This window comes from Halolamina sp. C58 (assembly GCF_051195095.1).
Lineage (GTDB): Archaea > Halobacteriota > Halobacteria > Halobacteriales > Haloferacaceae > Halolamina.
Genome location: NZ_JBNTJY010000002.1, coordinates 129,929 through 147,741, shown reverse-complemented (window position 1 = coordinate 147,741; position 17,813 = coordinate 129,929). Strand labels below are relative to the sequence as shown.

General features: G+C 69.7%; 19 protein-coding genes and 3 tRNA genes. 10 read left to right on the top strand and 12 right to left on the bottom strand.

Annotation, left to right across the window (positions count from 1 at the left end):
• The first annotated feature begins 133 nt into the window (after positions 1-133).
• Positions 134-565, top strand: coding sequence for a histone family protein (locus ACQUSM_RS11195; RefSeq protein ID WP_435118601.1), 432 nt, complete (start codon positions 134-136; stop codon positions 563-565).
• Positions 565-1,575, top strand: a complete 1,011-nt coding sequence (locus ACQUSM_RS11190; protein WP_435118599.1) for a histone deacetylase family protein — start codon at positions 565-567, stop codon at positions 1,573-1,575. The genes ACQUSM_RS11195 and ACQUSM_RS11190 overlap by 1 nt, the downstream gene beginning before the upstream one ends.
• 6 nt (positions 1,576-1,581) lie before the next feature.
• Here the strand turns inward: ACQUSM_RS11190 and cca are convergent, their stop codons facing one another.
• Complete coding sequence (gene cca / locus ACQUSM_RS11185) at positions 1,582-2,994, bottom strand: CCA tRNA nucleotidyltransferase (protein WP_435118597.1); 1,413 nt, start codon at positions 2,992-2,994, stop codon at positions 1,582-1,584.
• A gap of 96 nt (positions 2,995-3,090) precedes the next feature.
• On the opposite strand from cca, the gene ACQUSM_RS11180 reads away from it, so the two are divergent.
• From ACQUSM_RS11180 to ACQUSM_RS11160, 5 genes are all read left to right on the top strand, one after another.
• Positions 3,091-3,163: transfer RNA gene (locus ACQUSM_RS11180), tRNA-Asn, on the top strand.
• Between the two features lie 49 nt (positions 3,164-3,212).
• A tRNA-Ile gene (locus ACQUSM_RS11175) sits at positions 3,213-3,289 on the top strand.
• Positions 3,290-3,414: 125 nt separating this feature from the next.
• Positions 3,415-3,951, top strand: a complete 537-nt coding sequence (locus ACQUSM_RS11170; protein WP_435118595.1) for a hypothetical protein — start codon at positions 3,415-3,417, stop codon at positions 3,949-3,951.
• Between the two features lie 41 nt (positions 3,952-3,992).
• The gene (locus ACQUSM_RS11165) at positions 3,993-4,868 is read left to right on the top strand and encodes a GAF domain-containing protein (RefSeq protein ID WP_435118594.1); all 876 of its coding nucleotides are present in this window, start codon (positions 3,993-3,995) and stop codon (positions 4,866-4,868) included.
• A complete protein-coding gene (locus tag ACQUSM_RS11160; RefSeq protein WP_435118592.1) occupies positions 4,861-5,517 on the top strand; it encodes a DUF7504 family protein in 657 nt (218 codons plus the stop codon). Before ACQUSM_RS11165 ends, ACQUSM_RS11160 begins: the two co-directional genes overlap by 8 nt.
• Positions 5,518-5,551: 34 nt before the next feature.
• On the opposite strand, the gene ACQUSM_RS11155 is transcribed toward ACQUSM_RS11160, so the two are convergent.
• The 4 genes from ACQUSM_RS11155 to ACQUSM_RS11140 all read right to left on the bottom strand — a co-directional run bounded on the left by ACQUSM_RS11155 (position 5,552) and on the right by ACQUSM_RS11140 (position 9,615).
• A complete protein-coding gene (locus tag ACQUSM_RS11155; RefSeq protein WP_435118590.1) occupies positions 5,552-6,199 on the bottom strand; it encodes a DNA-3-methyladenine glycosylase family protein in 648 nt (215 codons plus the stop codon).
• Entirely contained in the window at positions 6,196-6,960 is a 765-nt protein-coding gene (locus ACQUSM_RS11150; protein WP_435118588.1) for an MBL fold metallo-hydrolase, read from the bottom strand. Before ACQUSM_RS11150 ends, ACQUSM_RS11155 begins: the two co-directional genes overlap by 4 nt.
• A gap of 42 nt (positions 6,961-7,002) precedes the next feature.
• The gene (locus ACQUSM_RS11145; RefSeq protein WP_435118587.1) at positions 7,003-8,664 is read right to left on the bottom strand and encodes a histidine kinase N-terminal 7TM domain-containing protein; all 1,662 of its coding nucleotides are present in this window, start codon (positions 8,662-8,664) and stop codon (positions 7,003-7,005) included.
• Positions 8,665-8,730: 66 nt separating this feature from the next.
• Complete coding sequence (locus ACQUSM_RS11140) at positions 8,731-9,615, bottom strand: complex I NDUFA9 subunit family protein (RefSeq protein WP_435118585.1); 885 nt, start codon at positions 9,613-9,615, stop codon at positions 8,731-8,733.
• A 113-nt stretch (positions 9,616-9,728) separates the two neighbouring features.
• Between ACQUSM_RS11140 and tmk the strand changes: the two genes are divergently transcribed.
• Complete coding sequence (gene tmk, locus ACQUSM_RS11135; protein ID WP_435118584.1) at positions 9,729-10,319, top strand: dTMP kinase; 591 nt, start codon at positions 9,729-9,731, stop codon at positions 10,317-10,319.
• 11 nt (positions 10,320-10,330) lie between these two features.
• On the opposite strand, the gene ACQUSM_RS11130 is transcribed toward tmk, so the two are convergent.
• Positions 10,331-10,651: a hypothetical protein gene (locus tag ACQUSM_RS11130; protein ID WP_435118582.1), complete on the bottom strand. Its 321-nt coding sequence runs from the start codon at positions 10,649-10,651 to the stop codon at positions 10,331-10,333.
• 63 nt (positions 10,652-10,714) lie between these two features.
• The gene (locus ACQUSM_RS11125) at positions 10,715-11,239 is read right to left on the bottom strand and encodes a DUF5813 family protein (protein ID WP_435118580.1); all 525 of its coding nucleotides are present in this window, start codon (positions 11,237-11,239) and stop codon (positions 10,715-10,717) included.
• A 139-nt stretch (positions 11,240-11,378) separates the two neighbouring features.
• Between ACQUSM_RS11125 and ACQUSM_RS11120 the strand changes: the two genes are divergently transcribed.
• The gene (locus ACQUSM_RS11120) at positions 11,379-12,599 is read left to right on the top strand and encodes a carboxylate--amine ligase (protein ID WP_435118578.1); all 1,221 of its coding nucleotides are present in this window, start codon (positions 11,379-11,381) and stop codon (positions 12,597-12,599) included.
• A gap of 551 nt (positions 12,600-13,150) precedes the next feature.
• Positions 13,151-14,506, top strand: coding sequence for an LLM class flavin-dependent oxidoreductase (locus ACQUSM_RS11115; protein WP_435118576.1), 1,356 nt, complete (start codon positions 13,151-13,153; stop codon positions 14,504-14,506).
• 203 nt (positions 14,507-14,709) lie between these two features.
• Here the strand turns inward: ACQUSM_RS11115 and ACQUSM_RS11110 are convergent, their stop codons facing one another.
• The 5 genes from ACQUSM_RS11110 to ACQUSM_RS11090 form a co-directional block, all read right to left on the bottom strand.
• A complete protein-coding gene (locus ACQUSM_RS11110) occupies positions 14,710-14,892 on the bottom strand; it encodes a hypothetical protein (protein ID WP_435118574.1) in 183 nt (60 codons plus the stop codon).
• Between the two features lie 206 nt (positions 14,893-15,098).
• Positions 15,099-15,183 (bottom strand) — tRNA-Leu (locus ACQUSM_RS11105).
• A 43-nt stretch (positions 15,184-15,226) separates the two neighbouring features.
• A complete protein-coding gene (locus ACQUSM_RS11100; protein ID WP_435118572.1) occupies positions 15,227-16,189 on the bottom strand; it encodes a succinylglutamate desuccinylase/aspartoacylase family protein in 963 nt (320 codons plus the stop codon).
• Positions 16,190-16,256: 67 nt separating this feature from the next.
• Positions 16,257-16,913, bottom strand: a complete 657-nt coding sequence (locus ACQUSM_RS11095; RefSeq protein ID WP_435118570.1) for a DUF4396 domain-containing protein — start codon at positions 16,911-16,913, stop codon at positions 16,257-16,259.
• A gap of 43 nt (positions 16,914-16,956) precedes the next feature.
• Complete coding sequence (locus tag ACQUSM_RS11090; protein ID WP_435118568.1) at positions 16,957-17,733, bottom strand: SDR family NAD(P)-dependent oxidoreductase; 777 nt, start codon at positions 17,731-17,733, stop codon at positions 16,957-16,959.
• Positions 17,734-17,813 lie beyond the last annotated feature (80 nt).

The following is a 17,813-nucleotide window of genomic DNA, read 5'->3' as shown; positions in this document are numbered from 1 at the left end:
GAACACCCCGTTTCGCTCAGCCGCGCCGACGCTCACGCGTATTCCGTCCGACGCGAAACGACGAGTGCACAGCCACCCTCACGCCCTCAGAGCGGAGGGGAAGCGTTTTACGCGCCACGCCCGGGGTGTGAGTATGACCGTCGAGCTGCCGTTCGCGCCCGTCGACGCCATCATCCGGCGCAACGCGGACGGGCTCCGGGTGAGCGCCGACGCGGCCGAGAAACTCGCGGCGCACGTGCAGGACCGCGGCGCCGAACTCGCCGTCGAGGCCGCCGAGCGAGCGACCGAGGACGGCCGGAAAACGCTCATGGCCGAGGACTTCGGCGTCGAGCAGGTGATCGAACGCGACGCCGTCGACCTCCCCGTCGCGCCCGTCGACCGGATCGCCCGCCTGCGGATCGACGACCGCTATCGGGTGTCGATGGAGGCCCGGATCGCGCTGGCGGACATCCTCGAGGACTACGCCGACAACGTCGCCCGCGCGGCCGCCAAGCTCGCCCGCCACGCCGACCGCCGAACCGTACAGGCCGAGGACATCGAGACGTACTTCTCCCTGTTCGAGTAATGCAGTTCGGCTACTCGGACCGGTGTCTCGATCACGATCCCGGCCCCCGACATCCGGAGTCGCCCGACCGAATGCGCGCGATCCGGGAGGCGATGAAGGACCGCCACTGCGTCGAGTACGTCGACGCGCCCGCCGCCGACCCGGAAGACATCGAACGCGCCCACGACCCCGAACACGTCGCGGCCGTCCGGGAGTTCTGCGAGGACGGCGGCGGCGAGTGGGACCCCGACACCGTCGCCGGCGAGGACACCTACGACGTCGCCCGGAAGTCCGCGGGGCTGGCGATCTGGGCCGCCCGGGCGGCCATCGACGGCGCCGACGGCCGGGACACCCCCTTCGCGCTCGGCCGGCCGCCGGGCCACCACGCCGAGTCCGACGACGCGATGGGGTTCTGTTTCTTCAACAACGCCGCCGTCGCCGCCCGGACGGTGATCGACGACCCCGACACCGGCGTCGACAGGGTGGCGATCTGGGACTGGGACGTCCACCACGGCAACGGCACGCAGGAGATCTGCGCCGACGACCCGGACGTGTTCTACGCCTCGACCCACGAGGAGGGGCTCTACCCGGGCACCGGCGCGATCGAGGAAACCGGCGAGGGCGCCGGCGAGGGGACGACGCTGAACGCGCCCCTCTCGGCGGGCTGTGGCGACGCGGAGTACCGCCACGTGTTCGAGCGGGCGATCGCGCCCGCGATCGAGCGATTCGACCCCGATCTGGTGCTGGTCTCGGCGGGGTTCGACGCCCACCGCCACGACCCCATCTCCCGGATGCGCGTCTCCACGGAGGGGTACGCCCAGTTCACCGACGCGGTCCGCGAACTGAGCGAGGGGCTCGACGCCCCGCTGGCGTTCGTCCTCGAAGGAGGGTACGGCCTCGACACGCTCTCGGAGAGCGTCGGCGTCGTCCACGAGACGTTCGACGGGCGCGAACCGATCCCCGAGGACGACGATCCGGCCGACAAAGTGGTGGAACTCGTCGAGCGGATCCGCGAGATCCACGACCTCTGAGTCGGATCAGACCGCCGGCTCGAAGTACGCCCGAAGCTCCTTCCCGAACTCCTCGGCCAGCGTCGCCGTCTCGTCGCCGACCAGCACCTCGTACTCCTCCTGTAGCACAGTTTCGACGTGGACACCGAGCGCCACGTCGAACAGCGTGTCGCTCCGGAGCAGCGCCTCGGGCGTCCGGTGCTCGCGCTCGCGTTCGACCACGTAGCGGTCGCCGTCGACGAACGGGCCGTACGTCGACTCGTCGTCGGCGTAGGCGTCGTAGAACGACGCGGCGTGGTCGCCCACGTGGACGGGCGGCCCCTCGTGGCGTTCGACCGCCGGGAGTTCGTTGACGCCCGTTTCGACGAACAGCACCGATCGCCCCGACGACGCCTCCCCCACGCCGCTCGCGAACGTCGTCGCCCGCAGGGTCTCGAACCCCCGGCGATCGAGTTCGTCGGTGACGCCGCCGAGCGAGCGCCGGAGCTGTGGGTAGAGCTGATCCTCGACTACGTCGGGCGTCTCGAAGACGACCGCCACCGCGTGCGTTCCGCGGCGGTCGAGATGCTCACGAACCTCGCTGGCGTCGATCGGGTCGGTCGACTCGGGGAAGAACAGCGACTCCCGCGGCTCGTCGAGCAGTTCCCGGCAGTAGTGCTGGAACCGTGCGAGGTTCGCGGCCGACAGCACCGCGGCGACGTTGCGATCCGGGTCCGTGGGGTCGATCACGACGAGGGGGTCGTCGAACTCGGCTGCCTCGGCCACGTCGGGCGGGACTGCTGCCGGTCCACCATCCCCGCGGAGATCGAACCGAACCGGCGGGTGCCACTCGGCGGCGGCATCGACAAGCGGCCGGAAGCCGCCGTACTCCAGAACGAGCAGTTCGACCAGATAGCCCGAGAACCCCTCGGTCCGGAGGTCGCTGCCGTAGACCCCGGTCCCCTTCATGAACCGCTTCAGGAGCCGGGCGGCCTCGGCGAGCTCGGGGGTGTACCTCGCTTGGAGGAACGCGTCGTGGAACGGCGTCCGGTCGACCGCCGAGCGGATCTCGGTCGCGGCGTCGACCGCGTAACACGGCACCAGATCCACGTCGAACCCCTCGTACTCCCCCTTGACGTAGGGGTGCTCGGCGTACTCCTCGTGGCCCTCGGGGAGGACGGCGTGGCCCACGTCCAGCCCGTAGCGTTCGAGCGCTTCGCGGTCGATTTCGGTGGGGAAGCGGACGAACAGGTCGATGTCGCGATCGCCGGCGAGCCACGTCGAGCGCGCGCTGGAGCCCACCTGCGTCACGTCGGCGTCGACGGGCAGGTCGTCGATCGCGGCCTCGGCGCGTTCCGTGAGTTCCGCGGCGACCGCACGCAGGCGCTCGCGCTCGTCGGCGTCGGGCGTGACGCGCTCGCTCACGCGCTGGAGCACGGCGTCGAGGGCGTCGTCGGTCATACCTCCGGGTTCCGCGGCGCGGGAGGAAACCGTGTCGGTCGGGCCGCCGGGGGGAAACGAAACCCATTTGTGTGAAACCACGGTACGAGAAAGTGAGCCGTCGTAGCTCAGCTGGTAGAGCACCACGCTGTTAACGTGGTTGTCCCAGGTTCGAGCCCTGGCGACGGCGTCGCTTCTTTCGACACCCTCAATAGTGAGCCATGCCGCCGTTTCGACAAGGGCCCTTAGCTTAGTCTGGTCTCAGAGCACCCGGCTCATAACCGGGCGATCGGTGGTTCAAATCCGCCAGGGCCCACTTCTGCTCCCTCGCAGCGACGAGCGTCGCGAGGAGCGTGTGGCCACTCCCCGTGTCACGCCGACACTCAAACGGCTCTTTGCGTTTGAGTGACGCCTTTACTGGTCCCGACGGAACCGCGACCCATGTCGCACGACGCTCTCCCCCGCCGCCGCGCCCTCGCCGCCATCAGCGCCACCGTCACGGGCGCCGTCGCCGGCTGTTCGAGCCTCCCGAGCACCGGAAGCACCGCCGAGGAGCTCGTCTTCGACGAACTCCACCAGACGCCGACGTACGTCGCCGAGGGCGTCGACCTCACGCTCCACGAGGAGGTCCCGACCGTGAGCGCGACGAACAACGCCGACCTGCTGCTCCTCCCAGGAGACACCGACGTCGACGCCGAACAGGCCGCCGACTGGCTGGCCGCCGACCGAGCGATCGCGCTGCTAGGCGACGACGCCGAACCCACGTGGCTCGACTGGGAGGCCAGCGACGCCTTCGACGCGTTCGAGAACCGGGGAGCGGCCGACAGCGACCCGGACCCGGATCTGCTGGTCGGCGTGACGTTCGAGAACCGAACGGCGACGTATCGCCGGACGTGGGCCGACGGGCCACGGGATCGAGATCTGCTCCGCGCGCTGGACGAGATCCTCGCCGAGATCGTCGAGCGGACCCCCGCTTGATCAGTCGCCAGTTTCCTAACCCCCCTCCACCGATAAGGGGTATGCTGCTCTGTGTCGATTCGGACGCCGCCTCGCTGGAGGCGACGGCCGAGACGCTGCGGGACGCCGGGTTCACCGTCGCGGAAGCGGCGACGACCGCGGCCGCTCGCGACCACGTCGACGACGATCTCGACGCGCTCGTCACCGAACAGTCGCTGCCCGACGGCACCGGCCTGGAGCTCGTCCGGGAGGTCCGCGAGACCGTCCCCGACACCCCCTGTTTCCTGTTCACCGACGTGCCGATCGAGGAGATCGACACCGCCGCGTTCGGCGACATCGTCGTCGAGTACGTGCCGAAGGACTCCCCCGAAGCCCGCGCGGAGCTACTCGATCTCGTCGAACACGCCGTCGCGTTCCGGAGTCAGACCGCCTACCCGCTGCCCGAGAACGAGGAGGCTCGACTGGCCGCGCTGGAGCGGTACGCCGTCGAGCCGGACGCACTCGGCGAGTCGTTCGACCGACTGACCGAGATCGCGACCGAACTGTTCGGGGTCGACGCCGCCGCAGTCGGGCTGATCGACGCCCACGAACAGCGCTTTCTCGCCTGTCACGGCATCTCGCTCGAACCGATGGACCGCGAGGACACCGTCTGCACGTACGCGATCCTCGACGACGACGTGACCGTGATCGAGGACGTCCGCGAGGATCCACGGTTCGCGGAGAACGAGGGGTTACAGGCGGCGAACATCCGCTTCTACGCCAGCAGCCTGCTCCGGACGCCCGAGGGCGAGGCCGTGGGGACGTTCTGTATCTACGACGACGCGCCGCGGGAGTTCTCGACGCGCGACCGGGAGCTGCTCGAACTGCTGGGGGCGGAAGCGATGGACCAGCTGACGCTCCGCGGCGACCGAGGCGGGGCGGAGGTGGCCGATGAGTGACGACTACGCGTTCCCGGGGCTCCCGCTGGGCCCGATCCGCCCGGGAACGACGGTCCTCCTCGCCGGCCCCGCGCACTCGGGAGCACGCGAACTCGGCCTCAGCCTGCTCGCCGGTCCCGCCGGCGAGGGGGCGATCGTCGTCACCACCAACCGCCGCTCGCGGCGCATCGCGGCCGACTGCGAGCACGTGGGGCTGGAGCTCACCGCCGACAGCACGGCGATCCTCGACTGCGTCGGCGACGAGGACGCGGACGTGCCGGCGCGGGTGCTCCCGGTGTCGGGCCCCTCTGACCTGACCGGGATCGGGATGCGCTACTCCGACGTCCACCGCGAGTTCGAGCAGTCCGGGATCGACCGCGTCCGCACGGGACTGTTCTCGCTGTCGACGCTGCTCTCCTTCGGCGACCTCAAGACGGTGTCGCGGTTCGTCCACACGCTCGTCGGGCGCATCGACGCGCTCGACGGCCTCGGCGTGCTGCTGATCGACCCGGCGATCCACGACGACCAGACCGTCAGGACGCTCTCGCAGTTCTGTTCCGGTCGGATCGACGTTCGCGAGGGCGACGACGGCCCCGAACTCCGGGCGCGCGGGCTGCCCGGACACGCCCGGGAGTGGCAGGCGTTCGATCCGTCCGGCCCGGACAGCTAAGCAGTCCCGGGCTGTCGTCCGGCGGTGGCCGCTCTCACTCCGGATTCACGTCGCCGACGCGCTCTCCGAGCTCCTCCTCGACCTGCCAGAGATACAGCGCCGCGTAGCTCCGCACCGGTGCCCAGCGCGCCGCGAACTCGCGCATCTCCCCGCGGGTCATCTCGGGCTCCCCGCCGTGGTGATCCACGAGCGTCTTCAGCCCCTCACGGACGCCGAGATCGCCCACCGGGAACACGTCCGGGCGGCCGAGCACGAACAGCAGGAACATGTCCGCGGTCCACGGGCCGACGCCGGTGATGTCGGTGAGCGTCTCGCGCACCTCGTCGTCGCCCATCGCCGCGAAGTCGTCGCGGTCCCACCCCGCCTCGGCGAACGCGTCGGCGATCTCGTTGACGTACCGCGTCTTCTGCCGGGAGAGTCCGGCGTCACGGAGGATCTCGTCGTCCGCGGCTCGGATCCCCTCGGGGGTCACCTCGACCGCGTCGAAGAGGCGCTCCCGCGTCGCCGCCGCCGACGCCATCGACACCTGCTGGCGGAGGATCGAGACGATCAGGCGCTCGAAGGCGTCCTCGGCGGGGTCGATCGAGACGGGGCCGACCTCGGCGACGATCGGGCCGAGGTACTCGTCCTCGCGGAGGCGCTCGAACGCGTCCTCGTCGGTCACGTCGTCGGGCACCGTCATACCTCGAAGCGCATCCCGTCCTCGGCGACGGTCACGTCGCCGTCGAAGCCGGCGCGCTCGATGCTCTCGATCATCTCGTCGTGTTTCCCCTCGGTGTGGGGGTAGAGGTGGGTGAGCAGCAGGCGGTCGATCCCCGTTCCCGCTAGCGCCTCGCCCAACTGGGTCGGCGTCGGGTGGTTGTCCACGTCCACCTCGTCGGGGAACGAGCAGTCGTGGAGCAGCACCTCCGAGCCGTCGGCGAAGCGGGCGATCGACCTGCTGGCCTCGCCGTCGGCGCCGAACGTGAACTCGCCGGCGTCCCCATTCTCCCCCGTTTCGCCGGCGAACCGGTAGGCGAGACAGTCCATCGAGTGGACCGTCTCGTGGGTCGATATCTCGAAGCCGGCGGCCTCGAACTCGCTGTCGGCGCTGACCTCCCGGATCGAGAGGTCGACCCGTCCCTCGAGGTAGTCGTGAACCGAGAGCAGGTCGTCGACCAGCGCCTTCGTCCCCGCGGGCCCGATCACTTCGAGGTACTCCTCGCCGGCGAGCCACCGCGCCTTCAGCAGCGCGAGCAGGTCGCTGACGTGGTCGAGGTGGTGGTGGGTCAGCAGCACCGTCGACACGTCCTCGTAGCCCACGGGGGTTTCCGAGAGGCGGTGGAGGACGCCGGCGCCGCAGTCGACGAGCAGCGCCCGGTCGTCGCGTTCGAGCAGGAGTCCGGTCTGGACGCGGTCGGGCAGCGGCATGGCGCTCCCCGTCCCCAGCAGCGTGACGCGCATGGGCGGCAGTGGGCGGCCGGCGGGGAAAGGCTGTGCGGTCGGTTACTCGGGGTCGGCCGCGGGGAACTCGATCCGGACCGTCGTCCCCTCGGCCCCGGTGGACTCGATGCTGAGCTCGCCGCCGGCCGCGCGGGCGCTCCAGGAGGCGAGCCAGAGCCCCAGCCCCTGACTGTGTTTCAGCGGCGTCTCCGTCTCGCGTCTGAGCACCTCCTGCTCCTCCGCCGGGATCCCCGGCCCGTCGTCGTCGATGCGGAGACAGACTGTCCCGTCGGTCTCCTCGATCCGCAGCCGCGCCCACGGCTCCTCGCCGTCGTTGTGTTCGACGGCGTTCTCGAGGAGGTTCCGCAGCGCCGTCTCGAGTGCGGCCTCGTCGGTGACGGCGGCCCGCGTCCGCGGGAGTTCGGACTCGACGGTCGCGTGGTCGGCGTCGAACCGCGTGACCACCTCCTCGGCGATCGTCCCGAGATCGACCGGCTCGGCCGCCTCGACCGAGGAGGGCTCGATCCGGGTCATCTCCCGGACCTTCTCGCTCGTCTCGACCACGCCGTCGACTTTCGACTGGACCTGCGCCGCGACCGCCGCCGGATCGTCGGCCGCGCCCGACTCGATCCGCTCGGCGAGCCCGTGGACGACGTTCATGTCGTTGCGGAGGTTGTGCCGGAGTACGCGGTTGGCGACCTGTAGCCGCTGTTCGTACGCGCGCCGGTCGGTCACGTCCCGCAGCACGAGCGCGTAGCCGGTGAGGGTCTCCTCGTCGTCCCTGAGCGGGGAGACCTGCACCTCGTACGTCCGGCGGATCCCCTCCATCTCCCCTTCGACGGTCGTCCCCGAGAGCCGGGAGAGGGGCGTGTCGGGGAAGACGCCGGAGACGTGGTCGCCGGCGGCGGGCGCGGGCGTCAGCACCCGCCGCGCGCGCTCGTCGGCGTCGACGACCATCCCCTCGGCGTCGAGCACCACCAGCCCGTTCCCGACCACGTCAAGCGCCGCTTCCCGGGCGATCGGCGTCCGGTCGAGCAGGTCGAACCGGAACAGGGCGAACCCGATCAGCGTGACCGTGACGCCGAACGTGAACGGCGTGAGGTCGAGTCCCGGCACCGGGCTGGCCCCGACGGTGAACGCGACGTTGGCGAGCATCGGCGGCACGACCGCGGCCAGCAGCGTCGCCGCCTGCCGGCGGTAGAGCTTCGAGGACCGGGCCGCCGTCCGGAGGACGAGGTAGATACCGAAGCCGATGATCGCGTACGCGTAGGCGATGTGGACGTAGTAGCCGACCGCGAACTCCGGGGCGAACACGCGGACGAGCCCGGTGGCGACGAGATCGAGCTCCGACCAGATCAGCCGGTGTCCGGGGTTAGTGAGCACGAACGCCGCGAACACGGCCGGCTCGGACACCATCGTCAGGCGGGCGCCGCGGGTGAGCCACTCGTCCTTGCCGGCGTAGCGAAGCCCGAACAGCAGCCACACGGTGGGGATGAACCCCGCGACGGCGAGCGTCAGCTGCCACCACGCGAGCTGTGCCGGACGAGCCGCGAACCCGAGCTGCACGCCGTAGCTGAACGTCCACGTGCCGATGACGGCGACCAGCGCGACGAACCCGCCGGCGTAGCGCTCGCTTCGGTTCCAGCGGACTGCCAGCGCCAGCAGCGCGGAGAGCGTGCTGACGGCGAACAGGAGCAGCGACGGCAGCCCCGGAGCCCACGCCATAGTACGACCATGGGGTCAGACGGGGGGTTGAAAAAACACCGGGGCAGCGATGACCCGACGTGACAGTTAAACGCCGAGGAACGAGGCGAGCGTGGTGAGTTCGTCCTCGTCGACGCCGAAGGCGGACACGTCGTTGTCGTCGACGGTGTTGTCCATCTGCAGCGAGCGGTACTGGTCGCTCCCGAACGGGAACCCCGGCACGTAGTCGAGCGCCGAGAGCCCGATCTTCGACAGCGACATCGGGATCGGGAGCACGTTCACCCCCCGACCGTCCGCACGGTGGCCCAGCCGCGCCACTTCCGCCATCGTGAGCTTCTCCGGGCCGCCGATGTCGTACGTCTCCCCGACGTGTTCGTCCTCCAGCACGGCGTCGGCGAGCATCGGCACGAGGTCGCCGACGTGGATGGGCTGGAACCGCGTCTTCCCGCCGCCGGGCAGCGGCGTGACGTACGGCGGCGCGAGCAGCTTCGTGAACTTCACGAACTCCCCGCCGTCGCCGAACACCACCGAGGGGCGGGTGATCGTCCAGTCGAGGTCGGAGTCGCGGACGACCGCCTCGGCCTGCCCCTTCGCCCGGATGTAGTGGGTCGGCCCGTCGGGGTCGGCGCCCAGCGCGCTCTGTTGGAGGAAGCGCTCGGCACCCGCTTCTTCGGCGGCCGCGACGAGGTTCTTCGTTCCTTCGAGGTGGACCTCGAAGTGTTTCTCCTCGCCGCCGCTCGGGCTGAACAGCGGCGAGAGCGCCACGAGGTTCACCACCGCGTCGTGACCGTCGACGACCGACTCGGTCGAGTCGGAGTCGGTCACGTCGCCCGTCGCGTGGTGGACGCCGTCGGGCAGCGACTCCGCCGGTTCGCTCCGGGACATCGCGGTCACGTCGTGGCCCCGCTCGGCGAGTTCGGCACAGAGCGGGCGACCGATGAAGCCGTCACCGCCGGCGACGAGTATCTCCATACGTGCGAATTGGGCGCACACGAACTTAAATGGCGGCGGCAGCGGCGGCCGGCCGCGGCGGCAGCAGCCCCGGAACCGACGCGCCTTAATCCCGCGACGAACACCCTCCGTCCATGCTCATCACGCTGGAGGGGCTGGACGGCAGCGGCAAGACCACCGTCTGGGAGGCCCTCCACGACTCCCACCCCGAGGCCACGTTCACCCGGGAGCCGACGGAGTCGTGGTACGGCGACGCCGTGAACCGCGCCATCGACGACGACGAAGACCCGCTGGCGACGCTGTTCCTCTTCACCGCCGACCACGCCGATCACCTCTCGCGGACGATCCGGCCCGCGTTGGAGAACGACGAGCTGGTGATCTCGGACCGCTACTCCGACTCGCGGTACGCGTATCAGGCCGCCGCGCTCTCGGGCAGCGAGCTCAAGCGCCCGCTGGAGTACATCAAGGGGATCCACGCCGCCTTCACCGAGCCGCCGGACGCGACGATCTACATCGACGTGGACCCCGAGACGGCGGCGGCCCGGAGCGGCTCGACGAACCAGTTCGAGGACGCCGCCTTCCTCGCGCAAGTGGAGTCGAACTACGAGCGCCTGATCGACGCCGAGCCCGAGCGGTTCGTGCGCGTCGACGGCACGCAGTCGCCCGAGGAGGTGATCGCGTCGGTGGAGGACGTGATCGATCGGCTACTGGCCGACCACGAGTGAGGTGACGGCCGCTACTCCCACGTTTCGGGGAGCTCGACCTGCTCCGGCGGCGGGACGTACAGCACGTCGACGAGCGCGCCCAGCCCGACCGGCACCGCGACGAGCAGGGTGAGGACGATCGCGGGGCTGGCCAGCTCCGGGCCGAGCCCCAGCAGCCCCGAGAACAGGTACGTCGACCCCACCAACACCACGGGGATCCCGGTGACGGTGAACACCGCGGCTCCCCCGCGGGTGTCGAGCGCGATCCGGAAGTAGCGCGTGAGCACCGCCGCGAGGAGGGTGTGGGCCGCGACGAGCGCGAGCAGGAACCCGATCGAGAGCGCCGAAGCCATTACCCGGCTCTCGGTGCCGCGTGACCTTTTCGTTGTCGCTGTCGGCCGGCGAGCGTTCTCGAACTACTGCTCGATCCCGTCGCTGCCGCCCGCCCGCCGCGCCTCGGTCAAAATCCCCGAGACGGGCTCGGTGTAGTCGTAGCCGGGGATGACGCCCTGCACGAACGTTCCCTCGACGAAGTCGACGACTGCGGCGGCGTCGTCGACGCCGCGTGTCGGGTCGATATCCGCGAACGTGGCTCGGACCTCCGCAGTCCGCGTTCCCTCGTGGACCGTCTCGGTCACGGTCGGTTCGAGCTCGTGATCGCCCGCGAGCACGCCGCCGCCGATCCCGTCGAGGCGGCGCTCGAACGTCTCGTACCAGCCCTCCTCGACGACCGGGGCCACGTCGCTCTCGGTCACCTCGTCCAGCATCGGGACGCGGACGACGATCTCGAACCGGATCTCGCCGCCCTCGCCGGGTTCGGCGGCGACGGTCCCCTCGAAGGGGGTCGCTGTGGCGGCGAACCGGTCCTCGTCGTCGCTCTCGGCCGCGAACGCGTCGTGACGGCGGAACGCCCGCCGGGCTCTGTCGGGGAGCTCGCTCATACCCGTCCCAAGTGGTTGCGGCGAATAAGCGCGTCCCTTTCAGCGACGCACGGCCGCGGGACGGGCCGGCGCGACCCCGGAACGGCCGCTGTACTGCCGGTTCGGCGGAGCTTTTCCCTCCCGGCGTCGAAACGCGGATATGGCCGAGCAGTTCCTCGACACCGACGCGCTCGTCGACGCCGTCGCCGACGCCGAGTTCGACCGCACGCCCGCGGTGGTCGCGAACGCACACATCACGGGGCTGAGCGTCGCCCGCGCGCTCGACGCCCACGGGGTGCCCGTCATCGCCGTCGATCGGATGGCCGACGGGGTCGCCTACCCCTCGGACGCGATCGACTTCGCCGGCGAAGTGCGCTACCCGCTCGACGATCCGCAGGGGTTCGCGGACGATCTTGCCGCGATCGCGGACGCCGCGGGCGAGGTCGTCGCGTTCGGCTGTATGGACGAGTGGGTCCACGGGTTCGCCGACGCCGGCGTGGAGAACGTCCACCTGCCGTGGGAGAACCACGTCAGCGTGCTCGACAAGACGCGGCTGTACCGTCGCGCGGAGGAGCTGGGCGTTCCGTACCCGGAGACGTACTTCCCCGCCGAGACGGACCCCGACGCGGCCGCCGAGGAGCTCGGTTTCCCGCTCGTGATCAAGCCCGCCCGCAAGCGCGAGGGCGAGGAGGCGATCGGGAGCAACGTCGTCGAGGTCGCGACGAGCGAGGAGCTGTACGACGTGCTGGAGGCCGCCGACGCGGCCGGCGTCGAGGTGATGCTGCAGGAGAAGGTGAACATCGCGACCGGGAAGGACCGTTCGCTGGCGTCGTACGTGCCCGCGGAGGGTGAGCCGCTGGCGGTCGTGGGCAACGCCGCCGTCCGCTTCCCGCTGGAGTTCGGCACGTCCTGTCTGGTCGAGACCGTCGACGCGCCGGAGATCGAGGCCCGTGCGCTCTCGGTGATCGAGGACGCCGGCTATCAGGGGATCAGCGAGTCGGAGTTCGTCTACGATCAGGACCGCGAGGAGTATGTGCTGCTGGACATCAACACCCGGCCGTGGAAGTGGATCTCGCTGCCCGTCTCGATCGGCGCGAATCTGCCGTACGCGGCGTACGCCGACACGGTGGGGGAGGCGTTCGAGCCGGGCGAGATCGACGACGGGCGGTGGGTGTACCTGCGTGACTACCTGACGCTGCTCGCGAGCGAGGAGACGTTCTGGGACGTGCTCGATACGGAAGACTGGGTGTCGCTGGTGTCGGGCGCGTTCGAGGAGAGCGGTGATCTGACGACGGGCGTGTACCGGCCGAGCGATCCGGCGCCGGTCGCGCAGTTGCTGGATACGGAGTTCACGGACCGGGAGTACTACTGTTCCTGTTAGGTCGATTCGGTCGGTGAGTGGTTTGGATAGACGGTTCGGTTTATTGGTGTGTCGGTGTGTTCGGGATCGTGCCGTTTCGGATCGTTGACCACTGCGACCGCAACAGCAACAGCAGCTCGTTCGTAGACCACTTGTACCGCACCGCCCCGCGAGCCCCCAGACCTCCCCAACCGATTCGCTCACGTTCGTTCGCTCATCCCTCGCGCTCGGCTCGCGCACAGAGGCGCTCGCGTTTCGCGCCGACAGCCGCAGCGGTGCGGTCGCGGTGGACGCCTCGCGCTCGCCAGCGGTCGGCGCCGGCGGGGGGAGGGGTGGGGATTCCGTGCTGTGCCGGGCCTCGTGCCCGGCACCCTGCGGTCGCAAGTGGCCAGCGATCGAGATGCGGTCGCTGTTGCAGTTGCCAACGATCGAACTGCTGTCGCGGTCGCGAGAACTGTCGACGATACCGACCAACACACCCCATCCACGAACCCAGACTCCGAACCGCGAAACCCCACCGTTTCGCCGGCTTCCGGTAGTTCCTAACCCACAGCGGCCAACCAACAACCAAGATGAGCGACGAGCTCCACCTCAATCTCTTCACGATGAACTCCGTCGAGCACGTCTCGCCCGGCACGTGGCGGCGGGACGGCGACCGCTCGGGCGAGTACACCGATCGGGAGTACTGGACCGACGTGGCCCGCACCGCCGAGCGCGGGAAGTTCGACGCGGTGTTCTTCGCCGACGTGCGCGGGATCTACGACGTGTACGGCGGCGATCGCGAGACCGCCATCGAGAAGGCCGTCCAGACGCCGTCGAACGACCCCGCGCTCGTCGTGCCCGCGATGGCCGAGGCCACCGAGGACCTCGGCTTCGCGATCACCAAGTCCACCACCTACAACCACCCTTACCAGCTCGCCCGGGAGTTCTCGACGCTCGATCACGTCACCGACGGCCGCGTCGCGTTCAACGTCGTCACCTCCTACCTCGAATCCGCCGCCGCGAACCTCGGGCTCGACGAGCGCATGGAGAAGGAGACGCGCTACGAGCGCGCCGCGGAGTTCCTCGACGTCTGTTACGCGCTCTGGGAGGAGTCGTGGGAGGACGACGCGGTCGTCCGGGACGCCGACGCCGGGCGCTACACCGACCCGGAGAAGGTCCACGCGATCGACCACGAGGGGGAGTTCTTCGACGTTCCGGGACCCCACGGCTCCGAGCCGTCACCCCAGCGTACGCCCGTGATCTATCAGGCCGGCTCCTCCGAGTACGGCCGGGATTTCGCCGCGAGCAACGCCGAGGCGGTGTTCTGCTCCCAGCCGACCGAGGAGGGCGTCGTGGAGTACATGGCGGACGTGAAGCAGCGGGCCGCCGACGCCGGCCGCGACGAGGGCTCGATCGCGTTCTTCATCGGGATCGTCCCGATCGTCGCCCCCACGGAGGAAGAGGCGGAAGCGAAGTACGAGGCGCTCAAGCAGTCGGTCGACGTGGAGTCGACGCTCGCGCTCCTCTCGGGCTTCCTCGACATGGATCTCTCCGAACTCGACCCCGACCAGAAGGTCGAGCACATCGAGACCCAAGCGATCCAGGGGACGATGAACGCGTTCACGCAGTCCGACCCCGACCACGACTGGACCGTCCGCGAGGTCGCGGAGTTCTCCGGCCTCGGCTCCACCTCCCCGATCGTCGTCGGCACGCCCGAACAGGTCGCGGACGAACTGGTCTACTGGCACGAGGAGGTCGGCGTCGACGGCTTCAACGTGAAGGAGGCGGTCCGCACGGGCAGCCTCGACGACTTCGTGGATCAGGTCGTGCCGAAGCTGCAGGACCGAGGGCTGTTCCGAACCGAGTACGAGGGCGAGACGCTTCGAGAGCGGCTCTACGGCGAGGGGCGGTCTCGGCTCCCCGCCGACCACCCGGGACGGCAGTAGCGATCACTCCGTAGTCGGTGGGTTTCGAAAGGCAACCAGCAGTTCCGGTAGCGAGTAGTTTTAAGTTTCTCCACCCACATGGTTCAGGTGACGCTTCGCTTTGGAGGGCCGAAGCGTCAGCGGGGACCAACCGGGCTCGCGCCGCCGCGCTTTTTCGCGGCGGCGCGGCCCGTTTTCGCTGAAACTACTCGACCAGCGACGGCTCAGTTCTGGGTCGGCGGATTGAGTGCGACGCCGTCGACGACGGCAGCGCTCGCGAGCAGCGACCCGACGCCCGCGCCGGCATTGAGCGACAGCGGCGAGAGAACCGCTGCCACGACACCACACAGCAGCGCGGCAGGGATGAAGAGCAGGTGGTAGTCCGGACGCGCGAGACCGCCGAGCATGGTAATTACATATAATTAGACGTTCCTGAAAGGCTTTGTGTCGAGACGAGACCCGAGAGGGTTGGGATCGACGGTCGCGCCGGAAAATGCGAGGGGAGGGATTCGAACCACGGTCGCTCCCGTTCGCTCGCTACCGCTCGCTCACCTCCCGCTCCCTGCTTCGAATCCTCCGAGACGCATCGCTCCTCACTGTCGTTCGGAGACGATGCGAGGGGAGGGATTCGAACCCACGGACCCCTACGGGAGCGGGTCTTAAGCCCGCCGCCTTTGTCCTGACTCGGCCACCCTCGCGCGGTTCGAGATACCCCGCAACCCCGGAAGTCGGTTTCGGTCGCTACTCCTCCAGCAGCAGCGCGACGCCGACCAGCGTCGACCCCGCGGTCACCGTCGCCTCCCGCTCCAGCGAGTAAACGATCCCCTCGCGGTCGACGCTCACTTCCTGTCGCACCTCGTAGCTCGTGGGGTCGTGGACGGCGCCGACGTGGTCGCCGGGCTCCACGTAGTCGCCGAGTTCGACGTCGCCGTCGACGTGGAACAGCCCCGAGTCGTCGGCTTTCACTCGGCCGAGGTGGTTCCGCGCGATCGTGGCGTTCGTCGGCGCCGCCTCGCCGGGCAGCATGTCGAGGTGCCGGAGCGTGTCGAGCATCCCGGCGACGCCGGCGTCGATGGCGTCCTCGACCAGCTCGGTGTTGTGGGCGAGTTCGGGCGTGATCGTCGGAATCCCTTCCTGTGTGGCCGCGACGCGGAGCTTCCCGCCGAAGTTTCGGTCCTGCCACTCGGCGTCGGCGTCCTCCCCCGCCGCCTCGGCGAGCAGCAGGTCGTGCCCGAACGCCTCCGCGAGCGCGCGACACTCCCCGTCGCCTTTCAGGTAGACGGTGTGGCTCAGCATCTCCTTCCCGCCGGTGTGGAGGTCGACGATGGCGTCGGCGTCGCCGGCGTACTCCCACAGCGTCGCCGCCATCCGCTCGTGGAGGCTCCCCTCGGGATCGCCGGGCCAGCAGCGGTTCATGTTCGCGTTCACCGAGTCCAGCGCCTCCGGCGCGGTGTAGGAGACGCGGTCGAACGTGATGGGGTCGGCGACGGGGACGGCGATCAGCGTGCCGGAGAACTCGTCCGCCCGCGCGAGCAGTTCGCCGTGGAGCCGTCGGAGCACCTCGCTCCCGTTGATCTCGCGGCCGTGTTGGGCCGCCTGCACGTACAGCGTCGGCCCGTCGCCGTCGCCGTACGTGTGGACCGTCGTCTCCAGTTCGACGCCCGAGGGGAGCCGCGCCAGCGTGATCCGCTCCGAATCGTGCATGGTCGGGGGCAGGAGCGCGAGGGCCTTTGGCCCACCGACCGACGCTCGCCCCCGCGAACGCGCTCGGTCACATCTCGGAGGGATCGCCCATCCCCTCCTTCACGCCGAGCCGGAGCAGCCCCAGGTTGATCGGGTAGGCCGCGAGAAAGCCCAGCGAGAGCGACACCGCGAGCGACGCCCAGAACACCGGTTCGCCCATTGTCGCCTCGCCGGCGAGGTAGATGTCCGAGCCGATCGCGACGGTTTCCATCGCGACGATGCTGCCGGACTCGCTGTACACCGCGTCCGAGAGCGCCTCGCGGAGCCCGACCCCCTCCTGCAGCAGCGGGCCGACGGTGAACGCGAGTCCGAACGTGTACGCGAACGCGAACGTGGTCGCGGCGACGCCGAGCGTGCTCAACAAGAGGATCCCGGCCGCGAGCGTGATGCCGAGCACCTCGCCCACCCCACAGCCGGAGTAGCAGTGGGCGGTCGAGCGCATCCCGCGACGCCAGAAGCTGTCCTCGGGGATCTGGGTGCGGCCGCTGTACCAGTACACCGCGAGCCCGAGCACCGCGGAGTAGAGCACCGTGAGCGTCCAGACGAGCTTCATCATCGACGGGAGCGCCTCGTTGTTCCGCCGGAGATCGATCCAGAGTATTCCGACCGAGACGAGGGAGACCGCGAACCACGCGAGCACCAGTTCGAGCGTCACGAGCTCGTGGAACGCCTGCTGGAGACTCATCGCGCCGTGGGTAGCTCGCCGAGCGGTTTGGGTGTGGCGGCCGTCAGACCGCGCTCAGTCCGCCGTCGACGGGCAGCCCCGCGCCGGAGACGTAGCTCGCGGCGTCGCTCGCGAGAAAGCAGATCGCGTCGGCCACGTCGCCGGGATCGCCGAAGCGCGCCAGCGGGATCTCGTCCTCGTAGCGTTCGGCACGCTCGCCGCCGACGGTCGGCACGTCCTCCCGGGTCATCGCGGTGTCGATCACCCCCGGCAGCACGCAGTTCACCCGGATCTCCGGCCCGAGCGCGTCGGCCATCGACTTCGTGAGGTTCTGCACCGCCGCCTTCGACGCCGAGTAGACGGGGTGGTTCCCCGTGCCGTGCAGCGCGGCGATGGAGGCGAGGTTGACGACGGCGCCCTCGTCCATCGCCGCGGCGGCGACCTGCGTGCCGAAGAAGGCGCCCTTGGCGTTGATCTCCATCATCCGGTCGTACTCGTCCTCGCCGATCTCCGCGAACGGGATCGTGCGGAACACGCCGGCGTTGTTCACCATCACGTCGATCCCGCCCAGCGACTCGGCGGCCTCGACGGCGACCTCGAGATCGTCGCGCTCGCGAACGTCACACTCGACGAAGTGCCCCTCGCGGTCGGTTTCGTCGTCGATGTACTCGTGGGTCGGCCGCGGGTCCTCGGCGCCGCCTTCCGACTCGGGAATCCGCGGCGCCTCGCGCACGTCGGCGATCACCACGTCCGCGCCGCGCTCGGCCATCTCGATGGCGGTTTCGCGACCGATCCCGCTGGCGCCGCCGGTGATCACGGCGACGCGGTCTGTGAGGTCCATACGCGGGGGTTCGGCACGGAGGGACGTGAACGGTGTGGCCGTCGATTCGGGGTGGTTCTGTCGGGACCCTCCGTGGGTTG